Origin of the sequence: Brucepastera parasyntrophica, assembly GCF_022376835.1 — a bacterium.
Taxonomy (GTDB): domain Bacteria; phylum Spirochaetota; class Spirochaetia; order Treponematales; family Treponemataceae; genus Brucepastera; species Brucepastera parasyntrophica.
In genome coordinates, this window is the sequence record NZ_CP084606.1 from 122455 (window position 1) to 145802 (window position 23348).

Annotated in this window: 22 protein-coding genes and 2 pseudogenes; 20 read left to right on the plus strand and 4 right to left on the minus strand. The window is 39.9% G+C overall.

The window, feature by feature from the left end; translation table 11 throughout:
- The first annotated feature begins 15 nt into the window (after window positions 1-15).
- From K7I13_RS00555 to K7I13_RS00630, 16 genes and pseudogenes are all read left to right on the plus strand, one after another.
- Complete coding sequence (locus tag K7I13_RS00555; RefSeq protein ID WP_255947164.1) at window positions 16-765, plus strand: cytidylyltransferase domain-containing protein; 750 nt, start codon at window positions 16-18, stop codon at window positions 763-765.
- 21 nt (window positions 766-786) lie between these two features.
- Window positions 787-1830: an N-acetylneuraminate synthase family protein gene (locus K7I13_RS00560; protein ID WP_255947165.1), complete on the plus strand. Its 1044-nt coding sequence runs from the start codon at window positions 787-789 to the stop codon at window positions 1828-1830.
- The gene (locus K7I13_RS00565) at window positions 1820-2212 is read left to right on the plus strand and encodes a 3-deoxy-D-glycero-D-galacto-nonulopyranosonate 9-phosphatase (protein WP_255949377.1); all 393 of its coding nucleotides are present in this window, start codon (window positions 1820-1822) and stop codon (window positions 2210-2212) included. Before K7I13_RS00560 ends, K7I13_RS00565 begins: the two co-directional genes overlap by 11 nt.
- Window positions 2213-2380: 168 nt before the next feature.
- Window positions 2381-2962 (plus strand): hypothetical protein, encoded by a 582-nt coding sequence (locus K7I13_RS00570; RefSeq protein ID WP_255947166.1) that lies wholly within the window; start codon window positions 2381-2383, stop codon window positions 2960-2962.
- A gap of 13 nt (window positions 2963-2975) precedes the next feature.
- Window positions 2976-3536, plus strand: a complete 561-nt coding sequence (locus K7I13_RS00575) for a glycosyltransferase family 4 protein (protein ID WP_255947167.1) — start codon at window positions 2976-2978, stop codon at window positions 3534-3536.
- Entirely contained in the window at window positions 3537-4574 is a 1038-nt protein-coding gene (locus K7I13_RS00580; RefSeq protein WP_255947168.1) for a hypothetical protein, read from the plus strand.
- Window positions 4575-4580: 6 nt separating this feature from the next.
- Window positions 4581-5653: pseudogene (locus K7I13_RS00585) on the plus strand (EpsG family protein).
- A 261-nt stretch (window positions 5654-5914) separates the two neighbouring features.
- Window positions 5915-6406 carry a glycosyltransferase family protein gene (locus K7I13_RS00590; protein ID WP_255947170.1) on the plus strand — a complete coding sequence of 164 codons (492 nt, stop codon included), beginning with the start codon at window positions 5915-5917 and terminating at the stop codon, window positions 6404-6406.
- Window positions 6407-6429: 23 nt separating this feature from the next.
- Complete coding sequence (locus tag K7I13_RS00595; RefSeq protein ID WP_255947172.1) at window positions 6430-6756, plus strand: glycosyltransferase family 2 protein; 327 nt, start codon at window positions 6430-6432, stop codon at window positions 6754-6756.
- Between the two features lie 4 nt (window positions 6757-6760).
- A complete protein-coding gene (locus K7I13_RS00600) occupies window positions 6761-7747 on the plus strand; it encodes an NAD-dependent epimerase/dehydratase family protein (RefSeq protein WP_255947174.1) in 987 nt (328 codons plus the stop codon).
- Window positions 7748-7772: 25 nt separating this feature from the next.
- Window positions 7773-8861: a mannose-1-phosphate guanylyltransferase/mannose-6-phosphate isomerase gene (locus tag K7I13_RS00605; RefSeq protein ID WP_255947176.1), complete on the plus strand. Its 1089-nt coding sequence runs from the start codon at window positions 7773-7775 to the stop codon at window positions 8859-8861.
- Window positions 8862-8890: 29 nt separating this feature from the next.
- On the plus strand, window positions 8891-9193 hold the full coding sequence (locus tag K7I13_RS00610; RefSeq protein ID WP_439647492.1) for a cupin domain-containing protein: 303 nt from the start codon (window positions 8891-8893) through the stop codon (window positions 9191-9193).
- A gap of 84 nt (window positions 9194-9277) precedes the next feature.
- A complete protein-coding gene (locus tag K7I13_RS00615) occupies window positions 9278-10381 on the plus strand; it encodes an MraY family glycosyltransferase (RefSeq protein WP_255947178.1) in 1104 nt (367 codons plus the stop codon).
- Complete coding sequence (locus K7I13_RS00620; RefSeq protein WP_255947180.1) at window positions 10374-11387, plus strand: GumC domain-containing protein; 1014 nt, start codon at window positions 10374-10376, stop codon at window positions 11385-11387. The genes K7I13_RS00615 and K7I13_RS00620 overlap by 8 nt, the downstream gene beginning before the upstream one ends.
- Entirely contained in the window at window positions 11384-12931 is a 1548-nt protein-coding gene (locus tag K7I13_RS00625) for an SLBB domain-containing protein (RefSeq protein WP_255947182.1), read from the plus strand. Before K7I13_RS00620 ends, K7I13_RS00625 begins: the two co-directional genes overlap by 4 nt.
- 58 nt (window positions 12932-12989) lie before the next feature.
- Window positions 12990-13481, plus strand: a complete 492-nt coding sequence (locus tag K7I13_RS00630; RefSeq protein WP_255947184.1) for a GNAT family N-acetyltransferase — start codon at window positions 12990-12992, stop codon at window positions 13479-13481.
- Between the two features lie 106 nt (window positions 13482-13587).
- Here K7I13_RS00630 and K7I13_RS00635 read toward each other — a convergent pair whose 3' ends face one another.
- The 4 genes from K7I13_RS00635 to K7I13_RS00650 are packed head-to-tail and all read right to left on the minus strand — an operon-like array spanning window position 13588 to window position 19442.
- Complete coding sequence (locus K7I13_RS00635; protein ID WP_255947186.1) at window positions 13588-14670, minus strand: hypothetical protein; 1083 nt, start codon at window positions 14668-14670, stop codon at window positions 13588-13590.
- Window positions 14636-15775 (minus strand): vWA domain-containing protein, encoded by a 1140-nt coding sequence (locus K7I13_RS00640; RefSeq protein WP_255947188.1) that lies wholly within the window; start codon window positions 15773-15775, stop codon window positions 14636-14638. Before K7I13_RS00640 ends, K7I13_RS00635 begins: the two co-directional genes overlap by 35 nt.
- 24 nt (window positions 15776-15799) lie before the next feature.
- Window positions 15800-18481: a transcription elongation factor GreA gene (gene greA, locus K7I13_RS00645; RefSeq protein ID WP_255947190.1), complete on the minus strand. Its 2682-nt coding sequence runs from the start codon at window positions 18479-18481 to the stop codon at window positions 15800-15802.
- 25 nt (window positions 18482-18506) lie between these two features.
- Window positions 18507-19442, minus strand: a complete 936-nt coding sequence (locus K7I13_RS00650; RefSeq protein WP_255947192.1) for a tetratricopeptide repeat protein — start codon at window positions 19440-19442, stop codon at window positions 18507-18509.
- Between the two features lie 66 nt (window positions 19443-19508).
- Between K7I13_RS00650 and rpe the strand changes: the two are divergent.
- The 4 genes and pseudogenes from rpe (at window position 19509) to K7I13_RS00670 (ending at window position 23314) form a co-directional block, all read left to right on the plus strand.
- Window positions 19509-20158, plus strand: a pseudogene (rpe, locus tag K7I13_RS00655) (ribulose-phosphate 3-epimerase).
- Window positions 20159-20201: 43 nt separating this feature from the next.
- The gene (locus K7I13_RS00660) at window positions 20202-21155 is read left to right on the plus strand and encodes a tetratricopeptide repeat protein (protein ID WP_255947194.1); all 954 of its coding nucleotides are present in this window, start codon (window positions 20202-20204) and stop codon (window positions 21153-21155) included.
- Entirely contained in the window at window positions 21152-22201 is a 1050-nt protein-coding gene (locus K7I13_RS00665; RefSeq protein WP_255947196.1) for a hypothetical protein, read from the plus strand. Before K7I13_RS00660 ends, K7I13_RS00665 begins: the two co-directional genes overlap by 4 nt.
- Window positions 22202-22210: 9 nt before the next feature.
- Window positions 22211-23314, plus strand: a complete 1104-nt coding sequence (locus tag K7I13_RS00670; protein ID WP_255947198.1) for a tetratricopeptide repeat protein — start codon at window positions 22211-22213, stop codon at window positions 23312-23314.
- Window positions 23315-23348 lie beyond the last annotated feature (34 nt).

Here is a 23348-nt window from a genome sequence, read left to right on the forward strand (position 1 = left end):
ATTCATAGGTAGGCTATGTTGGGTTTAGGAATCATAATTCAAGCCAGAACGGGATCCTCAAGGTTACCGAATAAGCTTATATTATCTTTTTATAAAAATGACTCCTTAATTGATATATTGCTTGCGCGGTTGAAAAATACTTTTCCAGGACTTCCTGTAATTTTAGCGACAACAACAAGTCCGAGTGACAGTGTGTTAGTTGAGAAGGCAAAAACGCATGGGATTGATTATTTTCAGGGTAGTGAATCTAACGTATTGCAGCGTTTTATTGATTGTGGTGAAGAAAAAAAAATACACAATATTATAAGAATATGCGCAGATAATCCGTTTTTAAGTATGAATTACTTATCTTTCCTTATAAACAATCTGGGTGATTTTGATTATGTTTCCTTTAAAAGAAAAGATGGAACACCTTCCATAAAAACACATTATGGTTTTTGGACTGAATTTGTTCGCCTTAAAAGCTTGAAAAAAATTCAAAAGATGACGGTCGATACCTTGTATTTGGAGCATGTAACGAATTATATTTATACACATCCGGAATCTTTTTCAATACAATGGTTTCCTGTTTCAGAACAGATAGAAAAGCTTCCAATCCGTTTAACAGTGGATACGATGACTGATTTTGTATTGGCTAAAGAAATTTACAAATCTTTATCTGACGCGAATATGGCTATTGAACCTGAAAATATTTTGCCAATAATATATAATAACGAAAAGTATTTGAGTACAATGCAAGAACAGATTTTCAGAAATAGTAAATGATAAAATCATTTAGGAGAAACTATGAATAGAGCGGTATATATTATTGGTGAAATTGGGCAAAATCATAATGGATCTGTAGATATTGCCAAACTTCTTATTGAATTGGCCAGCAGGCCGATAAATATGGGATCTTATTCTGGTGAAGTCCATGGTATCGATGCAGTTAAACTCACTAAACGTGATTTAGATGAAGAATTAAGTGCTTCCCAGATGAATATGCCGTATAATAACCCGAACTCGTTTGGGAGAACATATGGAGAACATAGGGCTTATCTTGAGTTAAGTGATGAGGAGCACTATGAAGTTTATACTTTTGCGAAAGAAAAGAAACTTGATTTTGTAGAAACTTTGTGTGCAAAAAGATGCTTGAGTTTATTGAAATTGTTTATTCCAGATAAATTGAAAATAGCCAGCAGGGACCTGACTAATTTGCCGCTGATTGAATCTTTGGCCGAAACAAAAATCCCGATTATTTTATCTACCGGAATGGGTGATAAAACGGACTTGGATAATGCATTAAATGTTATAACAAAGTATCATAATGATATTTCTATTTTGCACTGTGTGTCACAATACCCAACAGAACCGCAAAATCTGAATCTTCTAAGCATTTCATATTTAAGAAACCACTATTCTCAGTATGTTATAGGATTTTCTGATCATACCATTGGCATATCCGCTCCGGTCGCCGCAATCGCTTTAGGCGCAAAAATTGTAGAAAAACATATTACTATAGACAGGGATATGAAAGGTACTGATCAAAAAGGTTCTTTGGGGCCGGATGGTGTTAACCGTATGATTCGTGATATACGCCTAACGGAAATGGAAATGGGTACAGAAGATTTATTTATTGATCCATCAGTTAATAACGCTAAGGAGAAACTCGAAAGATCCATAGCATCTATTCGTGATTTACATATAGGAGAAGTAATATCAGATGAGGATATACATTTGCTTTCTCCAGGTACAGGGGTCAGATGGATTGAACGAAATAAAATTATTGGCCGTAAAGTCAAGTCTGAAATAAAAAAGGATGAAATAATTTTTATTGAAAATGTGGAATAAGAAAAAATTACCTAAATTGATCGCTACAGATATTGATGGCGTGTGGACAGATGGCGGCATGTATTACGACCAGCTCGGTAATGAATTTAAACGTTTTAATACTTCTGACAGTGCTGGTGTTTTATTTTGCCATAGTCTCAATATTCCTATTGCAATTATTACCGGTGAAAATACGGAAATAGTTTCCAGAAGGGCGGAGAAATTAAATATTGACTATTTATTTCAAGGATGTACTGATAAATTACTAGTTGTAGCTAACCTGTGCAAGGAAATAAATATTGACTTATCGGATGTTGCATATATTGGAGATGATATAAACGATATCGCTTTATTAAAAAAACAGGGTTTTCTGCTGCGCCTAAAAATGCTCCTGATTATGTGAAAGCTGTTGTGAATTATGTATGTAAATCAAATGGCGGATATGGTGCTTTTCGGGAGTTTGTTGAAAAAATTTTACAAAAGGAAATAAAAGCTATTTTGAAGTCATATACTTTAACTGAGTAAATTTAGTGTTATGAAATCATATTAGTAAAAAAAGGATCAGATGGGGATGAGTGTTAATTTTATGTATTTTGGTAAAGTTCCTCAATTGAATGGCGCCAGTATTTTTTTTAAATCATTTATTGATAATAAATTTTTTTTAGAAAGAGAGATTGGGAGTAACATTTCCTTTTTTTACCTCACCGCTATATCCAGTAAAAGGGATTCACCGTCTCCAAAATACAAAATACGGTTTCGCAATTTTATCATTTCAATAATGAAGAAAACTTCTTTGGGAAGTTATCTGTTATACTATTTATTGTATATTCGCAATGCAAATAAAGTGTTGAAAAAATTTACATTAAAGGAAAAAAATAAAGATGTATTTATCTTTAATGATTTCTTTATTGCAAACCAATTCATCAAACGATATCCACATGAACTGAAACTGTTTCTCATTTTACATAATGATGGCAATCCTTTTAAAATGCTTTTTAATGAATTTCCTCTTTTAAATAATTTTTCAAAAATAAAAAAGATTTCAATAATGTTATCTTTGCAAGTTCAAAGATTATCCTTCTTTCAACGAAAGCTCTTGACATATTCTGCAACCTTTATCCTCAAAAAAAGACAATGCTATAAATATAAATAATGGCGTTAAGCTTTTGAATAATGAAAATATAGTACATAAAAATTCAAATGATGATTTTATAGGAATCGCAGTTGGAACTATTTCATACCGAAAAGGTTATGATCTTCTTAAAGCTGCGTTATGGAGATTATGTAATAACGGAGTTTTAAATTTAAAGGTTTTTTGTGTTGGGGACATTCTTGACAATACTATTGCTGAAAATGTACCACCTAACATGGTCCTTATGGGTGGAATTACAAATAATCAAATATATGAAAAGCTGGTGTTGGCTGATTTTTTTATTTTGTGCAGTCGTGATGAAGGCTTGCCGCTGTCCATATTGGAGGCAATGCAATGTAAGTTACCTATTTTTGCTACCAGCGTAGGCAGTATTCCTGATATTATTACACCTGATGAAGAAGGTGTATTATTCAACCCGAATGAAGAAGAAATATACATGATTTTATCAAATATAGCTGCACACAACTTTGATTTGCTGAAAATGGGCGAAAACTCATTCAGAAAGTATAAACAGTGCTATTCTTTAGATATTATGTTAACACAATATGTTCGCATTATAAAAGAGGTTGTTTAAGTGAATAACAATCTTAGACATTTTTTAGTTTCACATCCATTCTTATTAAAGAAAATTTTTTTCATAAAAAGGACAATGGTTTCAAAAAAATTCAATCATGAAGTTTTCGAAAGGCAGAATACAAACTTATTTAATATTGATCTTCTTTCAGAAGATATGATTTTTTGTCCTTTTGATTATGTTGTGGATAATCATGCCTATGGTATTAACGCTACATTGAAATCTTATTCCGGATTGGACGTTTCATTTGAATGCAATTCTGTTTTTATGGAACATGGAGTATATTTTGGTGACTATGTTTCTACAGATTTGGCGTTTTATAAAAATGTTCCGAAGATTATAACATTTAGTGAAACAAGAGTGAATCATCTCAGAGAAAGTGGCTGCAATAAAACAATATATCCTATTGGGCCATATATTCAGTATGCTAATAATTTGAAATCTGATGAAGAAAATGCTTGTATTAAAAAAAAGTATGGAAGAATTTTGTTATGTTTTCCGCCTCATTCAGTCGCAGGTGTAAATTCTGATTTTTCAAAAATGGAATATATTCTGGAAATAAAGAAGATTGCTAAACACTATGATTCTGTTTTTATAAATTTGTATTATCTTGATGCACAGAAACCGGATGTTGTCCAGTTTTATCAATCTAACAATTTCCATATTGTTACTGCGGGTCATAAAAATGATATAAATTTTCTAAATCGTTTGCGTACAATTATTGAATTGGCGGATATGACAATGTCAAATGCAGTAGGCACCCACGTCGGATATTGCATTGCTTTAAATAAGCCGCATTATATTTATCCTCAGGAAACAAAACGATGGTATGGTAACGCAAAAGATGAAAAGCATTTTGCTGCAAATATCAGGCAGGAATCTTCTGTTGTTTATCAGCAGGAAACATCAGAGGTGAAGAACTCTTTTTCTGTATATAATACATCTATACTTAATAATCAGCTAGAGGTAGTAAAAAAGTACTGGGGACCATTGTCTCCTGTTTCGCAAAAAGATATTAATACTTTGTTATTGACCTAATCACTTATGGTTATCTATATTGCGGTTTTTATTTTCATTTTTTCTTTTGCGGCTTTTTATAAGACAAAGAACGAACTGTTTGTTGCTTCTTGTTTGATAACATTTTTTTTGGCATTTTTTACTGCATTCAGGTCTCAAGGACTGGGATGGGATTATAATTCATATTACGAATTATATAATAAGGCAAATTTATTGCCATTCTTTTATAATAATGAACTTCATTCTGAAATTGGATATCAGTTTTTAATGGCTGTATTCAAATCACTGAATATAAGCTATAAAGGCTTTCTTTTTTTATATCTTGCTTAACCACTGTTCTTATTAGCGTTTCAATATTTAAGATTCAGTATAAATCTTATATATACTCTATCTTGTTTTATTTTTCATATTTCTTTTTAAGATATCAGTTTAATACAATCCGGCATGGCTTAATGGTTTCTATAGTATGGCTTGGACTGGCTTATCTTTTAGAACGAAAGACATTTAAGTTTTTGTGCTGCATTCTTTGTGCTGCAAGTATTCAGTATCTTGGCATCCTTTGTCTGGTACTTTGGCCATTTGCAAAAAAAAAGATGCCGCTTTGGTTTGAAATTACTGCCCTGTGTCTTTCTTTCATTTTCGGAAAGTATATAGGTGTTTTTGCAATTTTACAGAAATTATTTCCTGATTTTTATTATGTGACAACACATTATTCTAATGCTGCCGCGGCAGCTTCGCCAATAACGCTAGGTTTGCTGATTAATCTTGCCATTTATGGATATATGCGGCTAAATAGAAAAAGATATGCTTCTTATAGTGAAAAAGAAAAAATATTTATTAATATACTTTTTTTATCAATTTTGTTTAATTTTATTTTCCTTGAATTCGGTGTTGTCATTGAGCGACTTTGTGGTTTGCTTAATATTGTTTTAATATTCCTCTTTCCGGTTATTTTGAAACGGTTTTCTGTCCGGAATTCCTATTTTAGGTATCTGATTTATTTTGGTTTCATTTTTTACTTGTTTTTTTATTTAAGCAAAAATGTATATACATCAATGAATGGTATCTATACTTATATTCCATATTCACTGGATTTCTGATAATAAATGGCTTTTTACATTTTTTTCTGACAATTTTTATTATATGAAGTATTGTTTTTCTTTTCTTCATTTATATGTGAAATGTATAAGTATAAACAATATTTTTTTATATAGTTCCTGATGAGAAGAACGGATACGAAAAACGTATTAGTATATTATTATATGGAAAGTAACAATATTCATGATTTTTATTATCCATGTCAATACAGTAGAAGTTTTAATATTTGAAAAAAATGTCAAATAAAATATGGAGAGTCAAATATGCATAGAGACGAAAGCTATACCATTTCTGCGTCTATAGTTTTGTTCAAGCCTGATATGAACCAATTAAAGGGTGTTATTGAATCTTTTGCTCCTGCAGAAAAACGATTATTATATTTAATTGATAATTCACCTGTAGAAACAGATGTAAAAGCTATATCTTCATCAAATAAATATATTACTTATTATTATACTGGAGAAAATAAGGGGTATGGTGCCGGGCATAATATTGGTATAAATATGTCCATTAAGGATGGGGCAAAATATCATTGTGTATTAAATCCTGATCTTGCTTTTAATCCTGTAATTATTAATATCATATCTGAGTTTATGGATGCGGATGAATCGATAGGTCAGGTTATGCCTAAAATATTGAATGAGAAAGGTGAACTTCAATATCTTTGTAAATTAATTCCAACCCCATTTGATTTATTGTTTAAGCGTTTTTTGCCAAGTTTTTTTTCACAAAAATATCTGACCGCTTTCAGTTAAAATTTGCAGATTATAATAAGCAAATGAATGTTCCTTATTTATCAGGCTGTTTTATGTTCTTTAGAGTTGCGGCACTAATAACTGAAGGATTTTTTGATGAAAGATTTTTTATGTATCCTGAAGATATTGACATTACAAGAAGAATACACCGGAAATATAAAACAATGTATTATCCGGACATTTCGATTATGCATATACATGAAGCTGCCTCGTATAAAGATAAAAAAATGTTAAAAATACATATAATAAATCTTATTAGATATTTTAATAAGTGGGGCTGGTTTTTTGATAAAGAACGGCGAACTATCAATAAAAATGTTTTAACTCAATTAGGTTATAAAAGGGACTGATATAATGAATATTGCAGTTATTGGCGGCTCAGGTTTTGTCGGAACACGGCTTGTTTCAAGACTTCTTGCAGCTGGATATACCGTGAAAATACTAGATAAAAATATAAGCAATTTTTTTCCTGAAATTCATGTATTTGCTGATGTTCGCGAACAGTCTGCCTTAGAGAGAGAATTGACAGGTACTGATATTGTTATAAATCTTGCAGCAGAGCATAGGGATGATGTTTCCCCAATTTCTTTATATGATGACGTTAATGTGAAAGGTGCGGAAAATGTATGTCTTGCTTGCAATAAATTAGGGATTAGAAAAATAATTTTTACCAGTTCTGTCGCAGTATATGGATTTGCGCCAGTCGGTACTGATGAGACTGGCGAAATTAATTATTTTAATGCTTATGGCCGAACCAAATGGGAGGCTGAAGGAAAATACCGGCATTGGCTTTCAGAAGATGAAAAAAACAGTCTGACAATTATACGGCCTACTGTAATTTTTGGTGAAAGGAATCGAGGTAATGTGTATAATCTTTTAAGGCAGATTACAAACGGTGTATTTCCAATGGTTGGAAAGGGGACCAATTTAAAATCAATGGCATATGTTGAAAATGTAGCTGCATTTATTGAGTATAATCTACATAACAATCCGGGGGAATATTTATATAACTATATAGATAAACCTGATTTTGATATGAATACACTCGTTTCTGAAGTATATACTATGATGGGAAAACCAAATCATAAAATTTTTCACTGGCCTTATTGGCTTGGATATTTTGGTGGATTGTGTTTTGATTTTTTAGGTAAAGTTCTGCACAAAAAACTTCCAATCAGTTCTATTCGCGTAAAAAAGTTTTGTGCAAATACCATGTTTGAGGCGAACAATATAAAAGCTACACAGTTTATTCCTCCGGTTAGTCTGATTGATGGTCTGAAAAATACAATAAAGTATGAGTTTATTGATAAAACCGAAGGTACTGTATTTTATACGGAATGAAAAATACTGTTTTAGGATAATGCATATGATTCCAGTAATTTTATCAGGTGGTTCGGGCACGGGATTATGGCCTCTTTCGAGACGGCTTTTTCCAAAACAGTTTTTGCAATTCCCCGGAGAACACTTAACCTTTTTCCAGAATACGGTACAGCGCTGTAGAGGATTTAAAAATACAAGTGAACCGATTATAGTCTGCAATGAGGAACACCGTTTTATAGTCTCCCAGCAATTAATGGAAATACATTCTGAACACCCAACAATTCTGCTTGAACCCTTTACCCGGAATACTGCCCCAGCTATCACACTCGCAGTTCTTGAGGCAAAAAAAAGAGCTATAGGTGATGAAGACCCTCTTTTGCTTATCCTTCCATCCGATCATTGGATTACGGAAACAACGGCTTTTATCAATTCCGTTCAAGAAGGTGTTTCTGCTGCCGAGGACGGTAAAATTGTCATGTTCGGAGTAAAACCCGATAGTCCGGAAACCTCATATGGTTATATTGAAACAGAAAACGGTTCAGAAAAAGAGCCTGTTTCTGTCATTTTGTTCAGGGAAAAACCATCCAGACAGGAAGCACTTTCATGGCTGGAATCGGATTCATGGTTCTGGAACAGCGGGATTTATCTGTTCCGGGCATCAGTATATCTGGAGGAACTTCAGCGTTTTTCTCCGGATATACTGGAATCCTGTGAAGCAATTTTCCAAACCGCATATACAGATCTTCATTTTACAAAATTCGATGCAGATATATTCCTGTCCTGTCCGGCAGGCTCTGTTGACTATGCAATAATGGAAAAAACCGACCGGTCCGTTCTTGTAAAACTTGAAACCGGATGGAGTGATATTGATTCATGGGATTCATTCTGGAACCTTATGCCGAAAAATCCGGACAACAATGTTGTATATGGTGATGCATGTACTATCAATACAAAAAATTCTCTTGTATTCGGGACAGAAAAACGTTTGGTTGTAACGGTTGGTATTGAAGATACCGCTGTTATTGACACAAAAGATGCCACATTAGTCGTTCCGCTTGCCCGTGTCCAGGAGGTAAAAAAGCTGTTGAAAACCTGGATGCCCGGGACCGCAATGAAATTATCTCCCATAAAATAGGTTATCGTCCCTGGGGATTTTATGATTCAATTGATCTTGCTGAGAGATACCAGGTGAAATATATAACAGTCAATCCGGGCGCAAGCCTGTCCGTTCAAATGCATCATCATCGGTCAGAACACTGGATTATTATCACGGGGACGGCCCTGGTAAGAAAGGGTGAAGAAGAATTCATGTTATCCGAAAATCAGTCGGTATTTATACCGGTTGGTACAATTCATGCATTGGCAAACCCCGGTAAAATTCCGCTTGAACTAATAGAAGTGCAGTCCGGTTCATATTTTGGTGAAGACGATATTGTCCGGTTTGAAGACAAGTATGGACGCTGTTAGCCGTGAAAAATGCAGGCAATTATACTTTTTTGAACATATGATGTGGATTATATACGAAAAATGTTGTAGAATACCATCATACATATGCAAACAATAATCCTTGTTCTGGGAATAACATTTGTTGTCGCCTTTATTTCTACTCTTGGGGTTTTACTCTTTGCCCGATGTTTTTCCCTCTACGACACTGTAGATGAGCGTAAGATTCATACCGCAAAGACGCCTCGTCTGGGCGGGGTCGGAATTATTGCCGGTTTTATAACCGGTTTGGTTTTTCTCCTTTTCCTTGATAAAACCGGTGACTATAATAAAACTCATTTGTTTTTTTTATCCGCGGCCTGTTTTCTGATATGTATAATGGGTGTATGGGACGATTTAAAGCCCTGGCGCGCACGGTATAAACTTATAGTACAAATTGCAGCCGCTCTTTTGGTTCTTTATGCGGGTTATACCTTTCACAGAATTTCATTCAGCCCTCTTAATTTTGTCTGGGAAATGGGATGGCTGAAATATCCGATTACTTTTTTCTGGATTATCGGCGTAACAAATGCCATGAATCTTTTTGACGGACTCGACGGTCTTGCAGGTTCTTTTTCCATTCTTGCCGCTTTCTGTTATGCAATGTTTTTTATTAACATAGGAAATACATCTTCTGCCATTCTGTGCTTTATACTGTGCGCCGCAATTATGGGTTTCCTGATGTTTAATCTTCCATTTCCGCGGGCAAAAATCTTTATGGGAGACGGCGGCAGCCAGTTTCTCGGATTTGCTTTGGCTGTGCTGCCTCTTATACCGCCGAGCGGGTCCCCTCGGACTTCAATCGCGCTGCCTTACGCGGCGGCGGTCCTTATTATACCTCTTTTTGATATGATAGCCGCGATATGGCGGAGAATCAGGGACCATAAAGGGATTATGGAACCCGATAAACTGCATTTACACCATAAGTTAATGCTGATAGGTTTTTCACGCAGACAGACTCTGCTGTTAATAATAATGTTTCAGCTGGTAATAATACTGTTTCTCATATCAGCCGTATGGAGCAGCGGAACCATCGCATTATGCATCTTGACTGCCGTTTATATCATGGCATTGCTCTTTTTTACGGTCATACATATCAGAAAAGAACAGATTATTGAAAGGGAAGAGGTTCCTGAACCAGTACCTATGATTCAGGAAAATATATATGAATGAACGAACCGAACATAACGATGAGGTATCTCTTCTTGATCTTTTTGCGGTACTCTTACGTTATAAATGGCTGATACTCTGGGTCACTTTTGCGGCGGCCTTTATTATATTAATTATGTCAATTATTTCTCTGAAACTCCCCCCTGAAAAATCCTTTTTACCGAATGAATATACCCCAAAAGCCTTAATGCTTATAAATGATACTTCTTCTTCCGGCGGCTCGCTTTCCTCTATGCTGTCTTCAAGCGGTCTCGGCAGTCTCGCGGGTCTTGCCGGTGTTTCCGTTTCCGGTGGAGCAACATACAGCGCACTTGCCGTGTATCTCACGGGAACAAATACTTTTCTCGATGCGGTTGTTGATACATTTGATTTGGTTACACGGTATAAAATTAAAAAGTTTTACCGCGCGGACAGCCGCAGGGCGCTGAAAAACAATCTGTCTGCATCCTTTGACGATAAAACAGGTGTTTTCAGCATCAGTTTTACCGATATAGATCCGGAATTCGCCCAGCATGTTGTTAATTTCTGTGTCGAATATATGGAATCATGGTTTGAGCAAATGGGGATCGACCAGAACAAATTACAAAAGGATAATCTGGAAATAAATATAAAGAATACATATGATGAAATAATCCGTCTTGAAAATGAAAGCAGGAATCTGGAACAGTCCGTATCCCGTTACGGAGCGGCAAATATTCCTTCCATTATGCTTGAATCGAACCGGATTAAACTTGAACTGGATGCACAGAGAGAAGTATATACCCAGCTTAAAACACAGTATGAACTTCTCAAAGTGACTATGGCAAGTGAGACGCCGGTATTTCAGGTATTGGAAATGGCTGAAGTCCCTGACAAAAAATCCGGACCGGGCAGGGGAATGCTCTGCATTATAGTAACTTTTGCGGCATTTTTTATTTCCGTTTTGTTAGCCTTTATCCTGAATGCAATAAAGAATATCAAGGCAGATCCGTATGCTGTTGCAAAACTGAAGGGCAAAAAACAACCGTGAAAAAAATCTTTTGCATATTTGGATATGTTTTTCTTTTTTCCTGCGTTATTTTTTCGCAGACATCGCAAAATTCGCAGACATCGCAAAATTCGCAGACCGCCAGAAACAGAACATCGGAACTTTCAAGAACAGACGGATATCAGGATACATCGCAGCCCGGACAGCCTGCTTTCAATCCCCAGCTGGCTATGTCAAATTCCGGATATATGGTAACGGCCGGCGATATATATACGCTGGCGTATCTAGCGGGCACGACGCCGGTCAGTTATATAATACCTGTTGATTCATCATATAAAATCAGGGTTTCAAATCTTGCCGTTATTGACGCAAAAAATAAAACATTTCTTGAAATAAAAAACCAGGTTGAATCGATTGTAACAAGGAATTATCCCCTGAGCGGAGTCCAGTTTATGCTGACCACGCCGGGCATTTTTACCGTTCCGGTCACAGGAGAAGTCACAAAAACGACAGAAGAACAGGCGTGGGGACTTTCGCGGCTCTCTTCAATAGTTGAAAAAAATCTGACCGATTATTCATCAGTCCGTGATATTACTGTTATTTCAGCCGGCGGCGCAAAAAATGATTACGATCTTTTCGCGGCCGAGCGATTCGGTGACTTGTCACAGAATCCCTATGTAATGCCCGGAGACCGGGTAATCGTAAAGAAATATGCCAGAAGCGTAACTCTGACGGGCGCGGTTGAGCGTCCTGGCACATACCAATTACTTGACGGAGAAAATCTTGAATATCTGATCAGGGTTTACGGAAGCGGGGTAACACCGGTATCCGATTTATCACGAATTGAACTTGTCCGCCAGGTTGACGCGCGGTCGGAAGCCGGAAACAAATTTTTCCTGACGGGGGAAGACATTGCAAAGGATTTCGTTCTGCACAATTATGATACCGTTTATATACCTGATATTACCGATCTGAAACCGGTTGTTTTTTTTGAGGGGGCTATAAGCGTTTCATCCGGAAATCAGGCAGGGCTTACCATGGATGCTACGCCGGAAACGTCCGTCAGAATACCGGTGCGTTTTACAGACGGTGAAAATTATGCTTCGCTTGTCCGGATAAACCGCAACAGATTCGGAGCTGTTTCCGATACGGCAAACGCGTATATTATCCGCGGAAATGAACATATACCCATTAATCTGAACCCCATGCTGTATGACGCTACCTACCAGAGCGAATACTTTGTGCAGGAAAATGATACCCTGATTATTCCGTTCAGGCAGTATTTTGTGACCGTATCAGGCGCGGTAAAAGTTCCGGGCAGGTATCCCTATATTCCCGACCGGAGCTGGGACTACTATGTCGGTCTTGCCGGAGGTTTTGATCCGCTGAAGAATTCATCCGACAAGATTACTATTACCGATATTACCGGAAATAAAATGAAGATAACGGATCCCATTTTACCGGAAACACTTATTCAGGCTGAAAATAATGCTTTTGTATACTATTTTAACCAGTATGCTCCGATTATAACAACAGTGCTTTCGGTTGTTTCGACTATATTTACTGTAATTGCGGTAACACGGTAAGAAAATCAATATGCGGGACATTCCGGTTCCCCGGGGAGCTGAATACCGGAAAAATTATATGACTATCACAAATGTAGCGCCGGCAGAATTGGATATTGCGGTCCGTATATATGAGCGGGTTATTCAGAATCTGCTGGAAATGGAAATATATCAATGGGACAATTACTATCCTGACAGGCAAACCATACAAAATGATATAATGAATAAACAGTTATTCGCCGGAAAAATTGACGGCAGTATAGTTTCACTCTTTACCCTGAACCGTGAATATGATCCTGAATATCTGACTGTCCGCTGGAAATACCGGACTGATAGCTTTATTATACTGCACCGCTTCTGTGTTGAACCGAATGTACAAAACCAGGGAATCGGAAGCACAACAATAAAACTTGTTGAGCAGGACTTAAAACAGAAAGGTATTGAAGCGCTGCGTCTTGACGCTTTTTCGCAAAACCCGTTTGCATTAAAGCTTTATGAAAAGCTTGGCTACACAAGGGCAGGGGAGGCGGAATTCAGAAAAGGATTATTTTATTTGTATGAAAAAAAATAGTCTAGCGGATTATATCTGACATTAAAAGCAATATACTAAAAAAGCTGAAAGCTTTTCTCAAAGGAGATAGGCTTTCAGCTTTTTTTTAAACTGAATCTCAAGGCATTCAATATTTAATCGAAGTCAGCAGCCGGTTCAGTTTTATTACCGGATCTTCATGTTCAGTAATCGCAAAGGTCACTTCATATCCCTTATCCGAGACAACTGTAAATGGAAGATTGATACAATCATGGATAATATTTTCCTGATTATACGGGAAATATTCAGGCTTCAGAATCGCCAGCGTACAGGAAGTTCCGTCATAGCGTATTTCCGCAATATTTGCCGGAAATTTCACCAGGAAAATAAGGAAGTCTGAAGAACCGCCTCCAATTGAAAGCCGGCGGCCGGCTTTTATCATATGAATATTCCGCTTACCGATATGGGTTGTCTGGTTCTGGACAAACAAATTCAGCATGAGCCTTCCGTCCTTCTTGACATCAATATGATCTGAAGAACTGGCTCCCGCCCTCGTCTGTTTTTTCACCGCATTGGTATGGTGGGCCGCGCTTGCCGCGCCTGATAATACCGAATACCGTTCATTTTTGTCGGATTCCATCCGGTTCGCAAAAGCAGATATGGAATCGTCAAACGTGTTTTTTTCAACAGAATAATGAATCTGTTTATCCTTTTTCTCCGCGTTAAATGAAAATTCCTGTTTGTCACGGTTTGCGTTCTGCAGAACATCAATATCGGAACGGTATGCAAAATTTCCGTCAATCTGTTTATTCTTTTCAACAGAATAATCGGAAATTGTTTTTGTATGATCCTGGGAATTTGCCGACGCGGCCGATAGTACTGCCTGACTTTCAGCCCTGTTGGCCGATGTATCCTGGACAGTCTGTTTTTGCGAAAGTCCGTATTCTCCGGTCCTCCCTGATGATGCGGCGTATTTTTCGGGCTGGCGTGCGGAATCTCCGGTTGCCTGCCGGGCCTGTTTTTTCTCTTCCTCTTCGCCGGATGTATGGACATACAAAGAATGGGAAGCGGACTTCCGGGTGTGGTGAAGAATGAATAAAATCAGCACAACTATCAGGACGACCGCGATAACGGCAAGAAGAATCGCAATAAAATAGGCCCGCCTGACCGTATAAGTGTTTTTGCTGAAAAATCTTTTACGGTAATCTGTATGTTTCCTGTCTGGGTTCAACCCTGAGGTTGTCGGAAAATTCCAGTCTGAAGGAAATTTCCTGAGGCCCTGTCTGCACCGAATCGGGCAGTTTAATATCTGCTCTTAGTGTGGCCCTTTTATTGGGGGATATTTTCAGAAAGGCCGTTTTTTCAAGAATATTTGTACTACCCCAGTAAACCCCCGTAAGCTCCAGATTAAGGGACTCCCTTGAAATATTCTGTACCTTAAATGGAATAGTAAAGTATTGACCCTTTTTTCCCATGTTTTCCGGATACGTTATCCGCGGAATTGAGAAAACGGTATCAACAAAATCCACAACGGTTTCTTCATCCTGGGGCATCGGGCTTGCCGGTATATCCAGTGCATTGGTAAATTCACCGGAAACATCATAATACTGTTTTACTTCATCTTCCGTGGCTGCCGCAGTACCCGACTGGCCTTCTGCCGGAGCTGTCGCGGAAGAGGAGGTGCTTCCTGTCTGCTGCGCGGAAGCTCCGGCGTCTGTTCCTGCGGGACTTCCGTCAGAAACTGCCGCCGGTTCTTTTTTTTCCGAAACGACTGTTCCGTTAAGGCTTAATACTTCCGCGTCATCCGGGAAGGGGAGCTTTATATAATATACATTCCACCCTGCGCCCCGGATACGCCGCGCAGTTGAAACAATTTCCTCATGCACCTGTTCCGGCGTGTAATTCGCGTATCGGCTTGAGGACGGCGGGTTAAATATCCCGTCTGAAATGATTATGACAATCTTCTGCCGCTGCTGGTTCAGGGAAGAAATATACTGCCAGGTATAATTAAGCCCCGAAAGAAAATCCGAATTCTGTCCGAGGGGAAAGAGCAGCATAAAACGCGATACTATTCTTGAAATGTCCACTTCATTCTGGATCGGCTGGACTATTTCAAGATTTACCCTTGAATTAAAGGAAATAAGGTGAAAGGTATCCGTTTGCCTGACAAATCTGCGCGTTATATCAGGCAATACCTGGCTGTTAATCTGGTTATACCAGGGAAGCATTGTGCCGGAAGTGTCCATCAACACTACAATATCCGCTCCCGCAGCGAAAGCGGAGAAAAGAGCGCTGCACATAATAATCAGTGCAAATATCTTTTTTATTTTTAGCATATCCTTCCCTCCAAAAATACTGAACTAGAAAGATGCAGCTTTGATGGACTTTATCGTATAATCATAATTACGATCGTTAATCGTAAATTTCAGGTTTTCACCTTCCCGGTGGTTAAGAATCGCATTACCGAACGGCGACATATAGGAAATAACCGAATTGTCCGGATCAGACTCCCATGGGCCGAGAATTGTGTACGTTTCATCCTCGCCGGCTTCATTATTCTTCAGCGACACAACCGTTCCGAATGAAACCCTGGTTGTCGTGGTAGTGGTCGGATCAAAGATCTGGGCCCGGTCTATTTCTTCCTGCAGACGCGTAGCGGTTGCATTCAGAATAGTCTGCCGTTCCTTTGCCGCCTTATACTCGGAGTTTTCGCGCAAGTCACCCAGAGAGAGCGCAAATCCGATTTCCTTTGAGTTGGCCGGAATTTCAACTTCAATAATATTCTGAAGCTGTTTTTTCTTTACCTCGTACATTTTGGATGTAACAATCAGTCCCTTTGAAACAACGGCTTTTTCCTCTGTCCCGAAGAACTTGAAGCCCTTATGTTTTTCCAGAATTTTGTTGCGGAGATTCATTTTTATCGCCGGGTCAAGGTCCTTAACATCATCCACAAGCGTATACAGGCGGGTAATTGTGCCGATATCATTCTGGAGAATATAATTTTCCAGAAGGGAGTCTTTTCCGAACAGTATTCCCAGGACCTGTCTGTTCAGTTTCCTGTTTTCGGTTGTTTCGCGGTGGTTCGCAATTTCCCGGTACGTGAGATCAAGAATATGGATCAGCGTAATAAGCTGCTTTTCATAAGGAATATCCAGTTCCTTGAACCACTGCTCATCCTGGGCGTTCTTGAAAAACCAGATAACCGCTTCACGGTAATCGCGATAATTCTCAAAACAGAGCGCCGCCAGTTCTTTTACCTTGTCGCTGTATCCTTCCTTAATAAGGGAATCAATAATGTCAGCTGACAGAACAGTCGGGAAAAGTTTGATATAATAATCCGCCCAGTCGGGGAGGAATATTTTTATATGCTGAAGGTAGCTTTTTTTCAGATTATTGTCCTTTATTGCGAGGTACACAACTGAGGGATCATCGATTTCCGAAAACAGCTCGGCAAAATTATACTGGATTCCCGGATTAATGTGCGGGTGCTTTGCGACAATTTGTTTTACAACCAGATATGAAGCGATTATCTGCTCATTTACCTGATTGAATGCCTTCAGATATCCGGCAAAATAGCTGAACATTTCCGCGAAATATTCCGAATCCGGCTCGGCTTTTTCGGAAAAGTCCATCAGAATATCAATGCGGGAAAAGAAATTCTTCTGGGCCTTGAATTCATTGAATAACTTTTCTTCAACGGAAATGGGCCGGTCGCGGACAATATACATGTCTATATTTGTGGGATCCACGCCGAATCCCGGGTCTTCCTTGAGAATAGTCCTGGCTTTGGAACTCCAGTTTGTCCATTCGCCGGGAGTAAGAACAGACGGAACCAGTTCAGCTTTTATGTGCTTGAGGTCACAGCAGTTATCATAGCTCCTGATAATCACTTTAAGGGTCCAGTTCGGGTCCTTTTTGATTTTTTCAGACAGTTTTTCCTTTTTCCAGATGGATTTCAGTACCCAGATATGGTCCTTGTTCAGGGTCTGCAGGGCGTTCACGCCCATTTTCAGACTCATGGAATGGCCGCGTTTTTTTGCGAAGTCAATGGTAATTTCATCATTTTTTACGTTCGCTATCCGGCCCACACCCCATGAACGGTGGTGTACAAAATTGCCGGTATCGAATGAGATATGTTTTTCAAATTCAGCTATTGCTTCAAAAACATTCCGCCAGCTCTGATTCAGGTTTGAGGCCTTTATATACTCATCCAGCTGACTGTGGTCAGCGTACTTTCCGCGGAAACATTCAACTATTTCCTTTCTCGCCCAGGAATCCTTTTCATCATAGGAGAGAATCAGTTTTAAAATATCTATAGCAGTATTCCAGTCTTTTTTGTTTTTATAATAGGTATACAATTCCTGCAAAAGCATTGCGCTCCGGTCATCGCCCATGACCTTCGCGATCTTGCGCTGCACATGATAAAAGAAGTCAATTTCTTCCGGAATAAGCGATACAAGGTGCGTCCATATTTCCTTTATGGAACTGACCTGTTTTCTGTTTATAAACCGGTACAGTGCCTTTTTGTAGTAATCGACGGCGGTTTCAATATCGCCTTCTTTTTCATATTTTTCGGCCAGAAGCTTTGCGATATCGGCTTCATCGTAATCGATTTTTACGAGACGCTCCCATATCTGATACAGTTTTTCGTTATTGTCTTCTTTATAGCAGTCAGCGAGTGTTCTCAGCGCGAATTTCGATTCTCCGAATTCAAGCATGCGTTCGCACAGATATTCAACAATAGGGGTTTTATGGTTATCAATGAAAATATTGATAAGAGAAACCATGGCCGAATCATCGAGCAGCTGCCTCGAAAGGGCGCTTATTCCCGACAGATACAAGGCAATAATACTGTTTTTCGTATGAGCCAGGTGTTCATCACACAGCTTTTTAATTTCATCAGTACATTTTTCCTGCTGCGCCTGTTTTAAAATGTCGTCAAGTTCCTTAAAATTACTGATTGAATAATTACTTATTGTAGCACGGGTCCACTTTTCTTCATTCAGCATATCTTGGACGGTTTTAACCAACGACTCGGACATATTCTTCTCTCCTAAACAGGATCCGCTATGATATATACCTGTTGTATACGTCAGGATCCAATAATTTTATTTTCAGTAGCACTTCATTAATTCGGGTTTTATCGTCATTGGAATTCACATAATGATCAATTAACCAAAAATAATGATTAATAAGTTTTGGTACTAAAAGTACCCTTGATTCAGCCGGGGCTTCTTTTATTTCATTTTCCAGGGCAAAAATTGCCTGTTTCAGCTTGCCGAATTCAAAGGCCCTTAATTCCCTTTTTACATTCAAAACTCCGTACAATACACCGTACACCGGTATCCATTCGGCAAGTTCGGAACCGGTATACCCAAGCGCTTCGATTTGTGAAACAAGCCGTTTTATAATTTCCGATTCCAGAAAATATAACTCGACCCGGGAAGCGTCTTTGAAAAAAGCCTCACGGAACAGAACCTTGGAAATGCGCGTTTCGCCGCAGAGGGCATAACAGTCTGCAAGTTCCGCAAGAATGGCAGGGGAATCGTCCCGCTCTTTTGCCTGTTCAAGAAACTGCACTGCGTACTCATAATCGCCGAGTTCCTTGTAACACAGCCCCATTTTACGGTATAACTCAGGATCCTGGGTTATACTGTCTTCACGGTATTGTGACTGATATAGCTGCAGGGCAGTTACAAACGCGCACTGCTTTAATGCATACAATATCTGTTCGCGTTCTTCCCCCTGCTTTTTCATATATTCGCTGAAAGACTTCCACTGCGAAACCAGATATTCAGCCTTTTCAAAGGCTGTTTCCGAAGATTCGAGTCTTTTCAGTTTGTCCGACCAGAAATTTACCCCCGCCAATGCATAAATAACATCAGTGTTGTCAAGATCCTGCTGTAGAATTATAGTCAATTCACGGTTGGCCTGTTCTATTTCTCCGGTTTTGAGAAGGTCATACACTTGTTGTAATACTCCGTGAACAGGTCCGGTCGTCATAATATTACTTCCATTATACTCATTCCTGACGTTTAGTCAATTAATAGGTCGTATTTACAGCTTTGCATGAGTTTGCTACTATACAATTATGTCAAAGTCTTTTTACTGTGTCCGTCAATTATCAGCGCCGATTTTTCCGATTTGGGAGCGGCCCTGAAGAAAATAGAAGAAAAAAACGGCGATTGGGTCCATATTGATGTTATGGATGGTCATTTTGTGCCCAATTTAACAATAGGGGCTCCTGTTGTTAAGGGGCTCCGTTCCCGGACAAATCTTCCTTTTGATGTTCATCTTATGGTGTCAAATCCGGCAGAGCATATTGCCCCCTTTGCCGACGCAGGGGCCGATTATCTTACCTTTCATATCGAGGCCGCGGTCCATGCCCACCGGATTATTACCGCGATTAAGGAAGCCGGAATGAAGGCGGGAATAAGTCTGGTTCCTTCCACTCCGGTTTCCGCAATTGAGGAAATACTCCCTATTGTTGACCTTGTGCTGGTTATGAGCGTTAATCCGGGCTTCAGCGGGCAAAAAATGATCAATTTTTGCCTTGAAAAGGTACATAAATTAAAAAAATCAAGCGGGAAGCCGATTATTCATATATAGTATCATTAGACGGAGGCGTTAATTCTCAAACACTTCCCGAGGTACTTGAAGCGGGGGCAGAAGCGGTTGTATCAGGTTCCGCATTTTTTACCGGAGAATTGACAATCTGATACAGACCCGATACAGGCTGCGTTATCCGTTATGGAGATTCTTATGAAGAAACAGGTGTGTTTTTTGCTGATACTGTCGGCTGTTTTGACCCTATCCGCCCAGGACCCGTTAATGACGGGACTTGACGCCTACGCGCGTTCCGACTGGTCAACAGCCATCCTTTCTTTCCGGAAGGCCGCCTCGGAACCGGGAGCGGGCGCGGAACCCTGGTACTGGCTGATAATGGCGGAACTGTCGGCTGAGGAATACTCCCGCGCGCTCGCCGATATAGAACGGTTTAATATTTCATTCCCCGCGGACGCCCGTATTCCCGATACCCGCTATCAAAAGGGGCGTGTCCAGTTTTTGCTGCGGCAGTACGATGATTCAATCAAAACACTGTATCAGTTTATAAGCACCTGGCCGTCGCACCCCATGATTTCTTCCGCCTATTACTGGATCGGAGAAAGTCTTTATGCGGTAGGCCGGTTTGATGAGGCTAGAAACATCTTTTTGGTAGTGACCGACTCCTATCCTCAGGCTGTTAAGAGGGAAGCCTCCCTGTACCGCATTTCCCTGATCGACCAGAAAGACAAGGAAGAAGAACTCCTGAAGCTGCTGAAAATGAGCCATGAAGAGTCTCTGCGGGTTATTGAAGACTACCAGAGGCGTGAAAAAACCTATGAACAGGCGATAACCGCCTACCAAAAACGTATCTCGGATATGATAAAGGATACCCGTCTCGGGGAACTTGAAAAACAGCTTGCTGACGAGAAGGGAAGGACAGCCCTGCTGCAGGACAAAATATCCACCTTGGAAATACAGAATGCCGAACTGGTTTCTTCGCTTGCCAGAACAGGCACTCATGTCCCGGCTACCGCAACTACTCCCGATGTTTCGCAGAATATAAATTCTCCGGATCCTGATAAAAGACGGCTCGCACTCGAGGCTTTACGCAATAAGGCGCAGGCCTTACAGCATGTGTATGATGAGTTACTGACTGGAGGGAATCAGTGAAAAAAATAATAACATTCGGATTATGTGTCCTTTTATGCTGCAGTTCATTGCTGTTCGCTGAATCAGTTGAATTGGTCGGCGGTAAGCTGAAGCTGGTTTTATATCCCAAAACCGGAACTTTTTCCCTGTACCACTTGTCGGATGTGGGAAAAAACAGATACGAACCTCTGTATGAGGACCGGAATGACGGTATTACAAACTGGTATTCCGTAAATTCAAACGGCAGAATTTTCAAACTTGAAAAGAAACCGTTCCGGCCGGTAGAAATAGAAGTCACCGAGACAGGGGCAAAATTCATTTTTACTCCTTCCGATGATTTCCAGGTTGAACAGGAATTTTCATTTGTCAATGATCCTGAAACGGCTATTCCCGCCGCTGTCCGCATTGAAACCAGAGTAGAAAATACTTCAGGAAAGGTCGGAACTTTTGCCGTAAAAGCCCTTTATGATACAATTCTGGGGGAAAACCAGGGGATCCATTTTTCAACCGATTTGCGCAACCGGGTCTCCACAGAGACAAAATTTGTTGCCGGTGTAAACCCCGACAAGGTTCTTGTTTCTCAGAATAAAACCAATTCCCTGATGTTTTTACTGGGCGAGTCCGTTCCGAACCGGCACGAAAGCATGTATGTTGCAAACTGGAACCGCCTTAATACTCATTCCTGGCTGCCCGAATTTGTTGAGGGGCGTTCTTTTAATACCCAATATTCAATAAACGATTCGGCAGTTTTAATAGTCTGGCCGGAAAGAAAACTTGCCGCGAACCGCAAAATGATTACGGAGCTGATTATAGGGCCTTACACCCCATCTCTTATTCCCGGATATGTTCCCGGCTCGGCGGCGGAAACGGACCGGCTGGCGGATTCCGAGTATGTATATACCGAAGCTGAAATGCTCTCGTTTACTGTTTGGGAAAGACAGCAGGCGATCCTCAGACTTTTTGAACGGATTGAGGAAATAGAAGCAAATCCTGAGTCAGCGACAGATGAAGAACTGGTTCAGTTAAATGAAGCTCTGGACTTTTTGCTTGAACAGACACAGGAGTAACATACTGTAATGGGAAAGACTGCGCTGGAAAAGGCAAAACAGGCCTTTTCCGGAAAAAGATACAGTGATGTTATAACTCTGCTTGAACCCTATGCGCTTGATTCAGATGACGATCAGTACAAGGATTCATTTCAGTTTTATTTGTATCTCGGTCTTGCCTGCCTGCACACGGGAGATGCGGGCGGGGCCGCCTCATATTTTGAGCGGGCCAGAAGAATACGCCTCCGTGATCCCGATCTTTTGACTGCACAGGCTGCCCTGTATCTGCGGCAGAGGAAGACCAGTCAGGCTGTTGAATATTATCTTGAAGCCCTGCAATACGCGCCTTCCCACCGGCTGGCAAAAAAATCGCTTGAATTTATCCGTAAAAATGGGGATGAGGATACAATCAGTGAGTTAATTGAAACAGGGAAAATACGCCGTTTTTATCCCCGCCCAAAAGTAAAGCGCTCCGTTTCTGTTCCGGCTGTTCTTGGCTGCTGTCTGCTTGTTGCCGCCGCCGTTGTTGTTTTTGCCTTTATAGCCAAAAATAACAGTCCTTCCCAGGAACGCGCCGATTTGTCCGCCTTTGAGCTTAATTCCGACGACAGGAAAGCCCCGGTTGAACTCGGCGGAACCTACCGCTATATTATGACTGAAAGCGAGGTTCTGCAAGCCTATGCAAAAGTACAGCGGCTGTTTCAGGAATACCGGGACAATGCAGCCCAGGTGGAAATAAACCGCCTTTTATACTCAAACGCCTCCGCTGAAATCCGCCGCAAGGCCCGGCTCCTCATGGAATATCTGGGCGAACCCGGATTTGACACGATAAGAGACAGTTACAGTTACGCGGAAGTCAATGTTGACCCGAATCTGTATCTTGACTGCTGGGTCGTATGGAAGGGTATGGCAACTAACATACGCAGGACCGATAATACGGTGGATTTCGATCTGCTTGTCGGTTATGATACCCGCCAGCGTCTTGAAGGAATAGTTCCGGTTCATTTCAATACAGTCCTTGAGGTTGATCCTGACAAACCTCTCGAAGTTCTTGGGCAGCTTACTCTGGAAAACGGTAAACCGGCCCTGAAGGGCGGCAGTATTTTTCAGACCGGAAGACCCCGTTCAATGTAATTCCCTGAACATAATTTCCGCGCACACTTTTTAT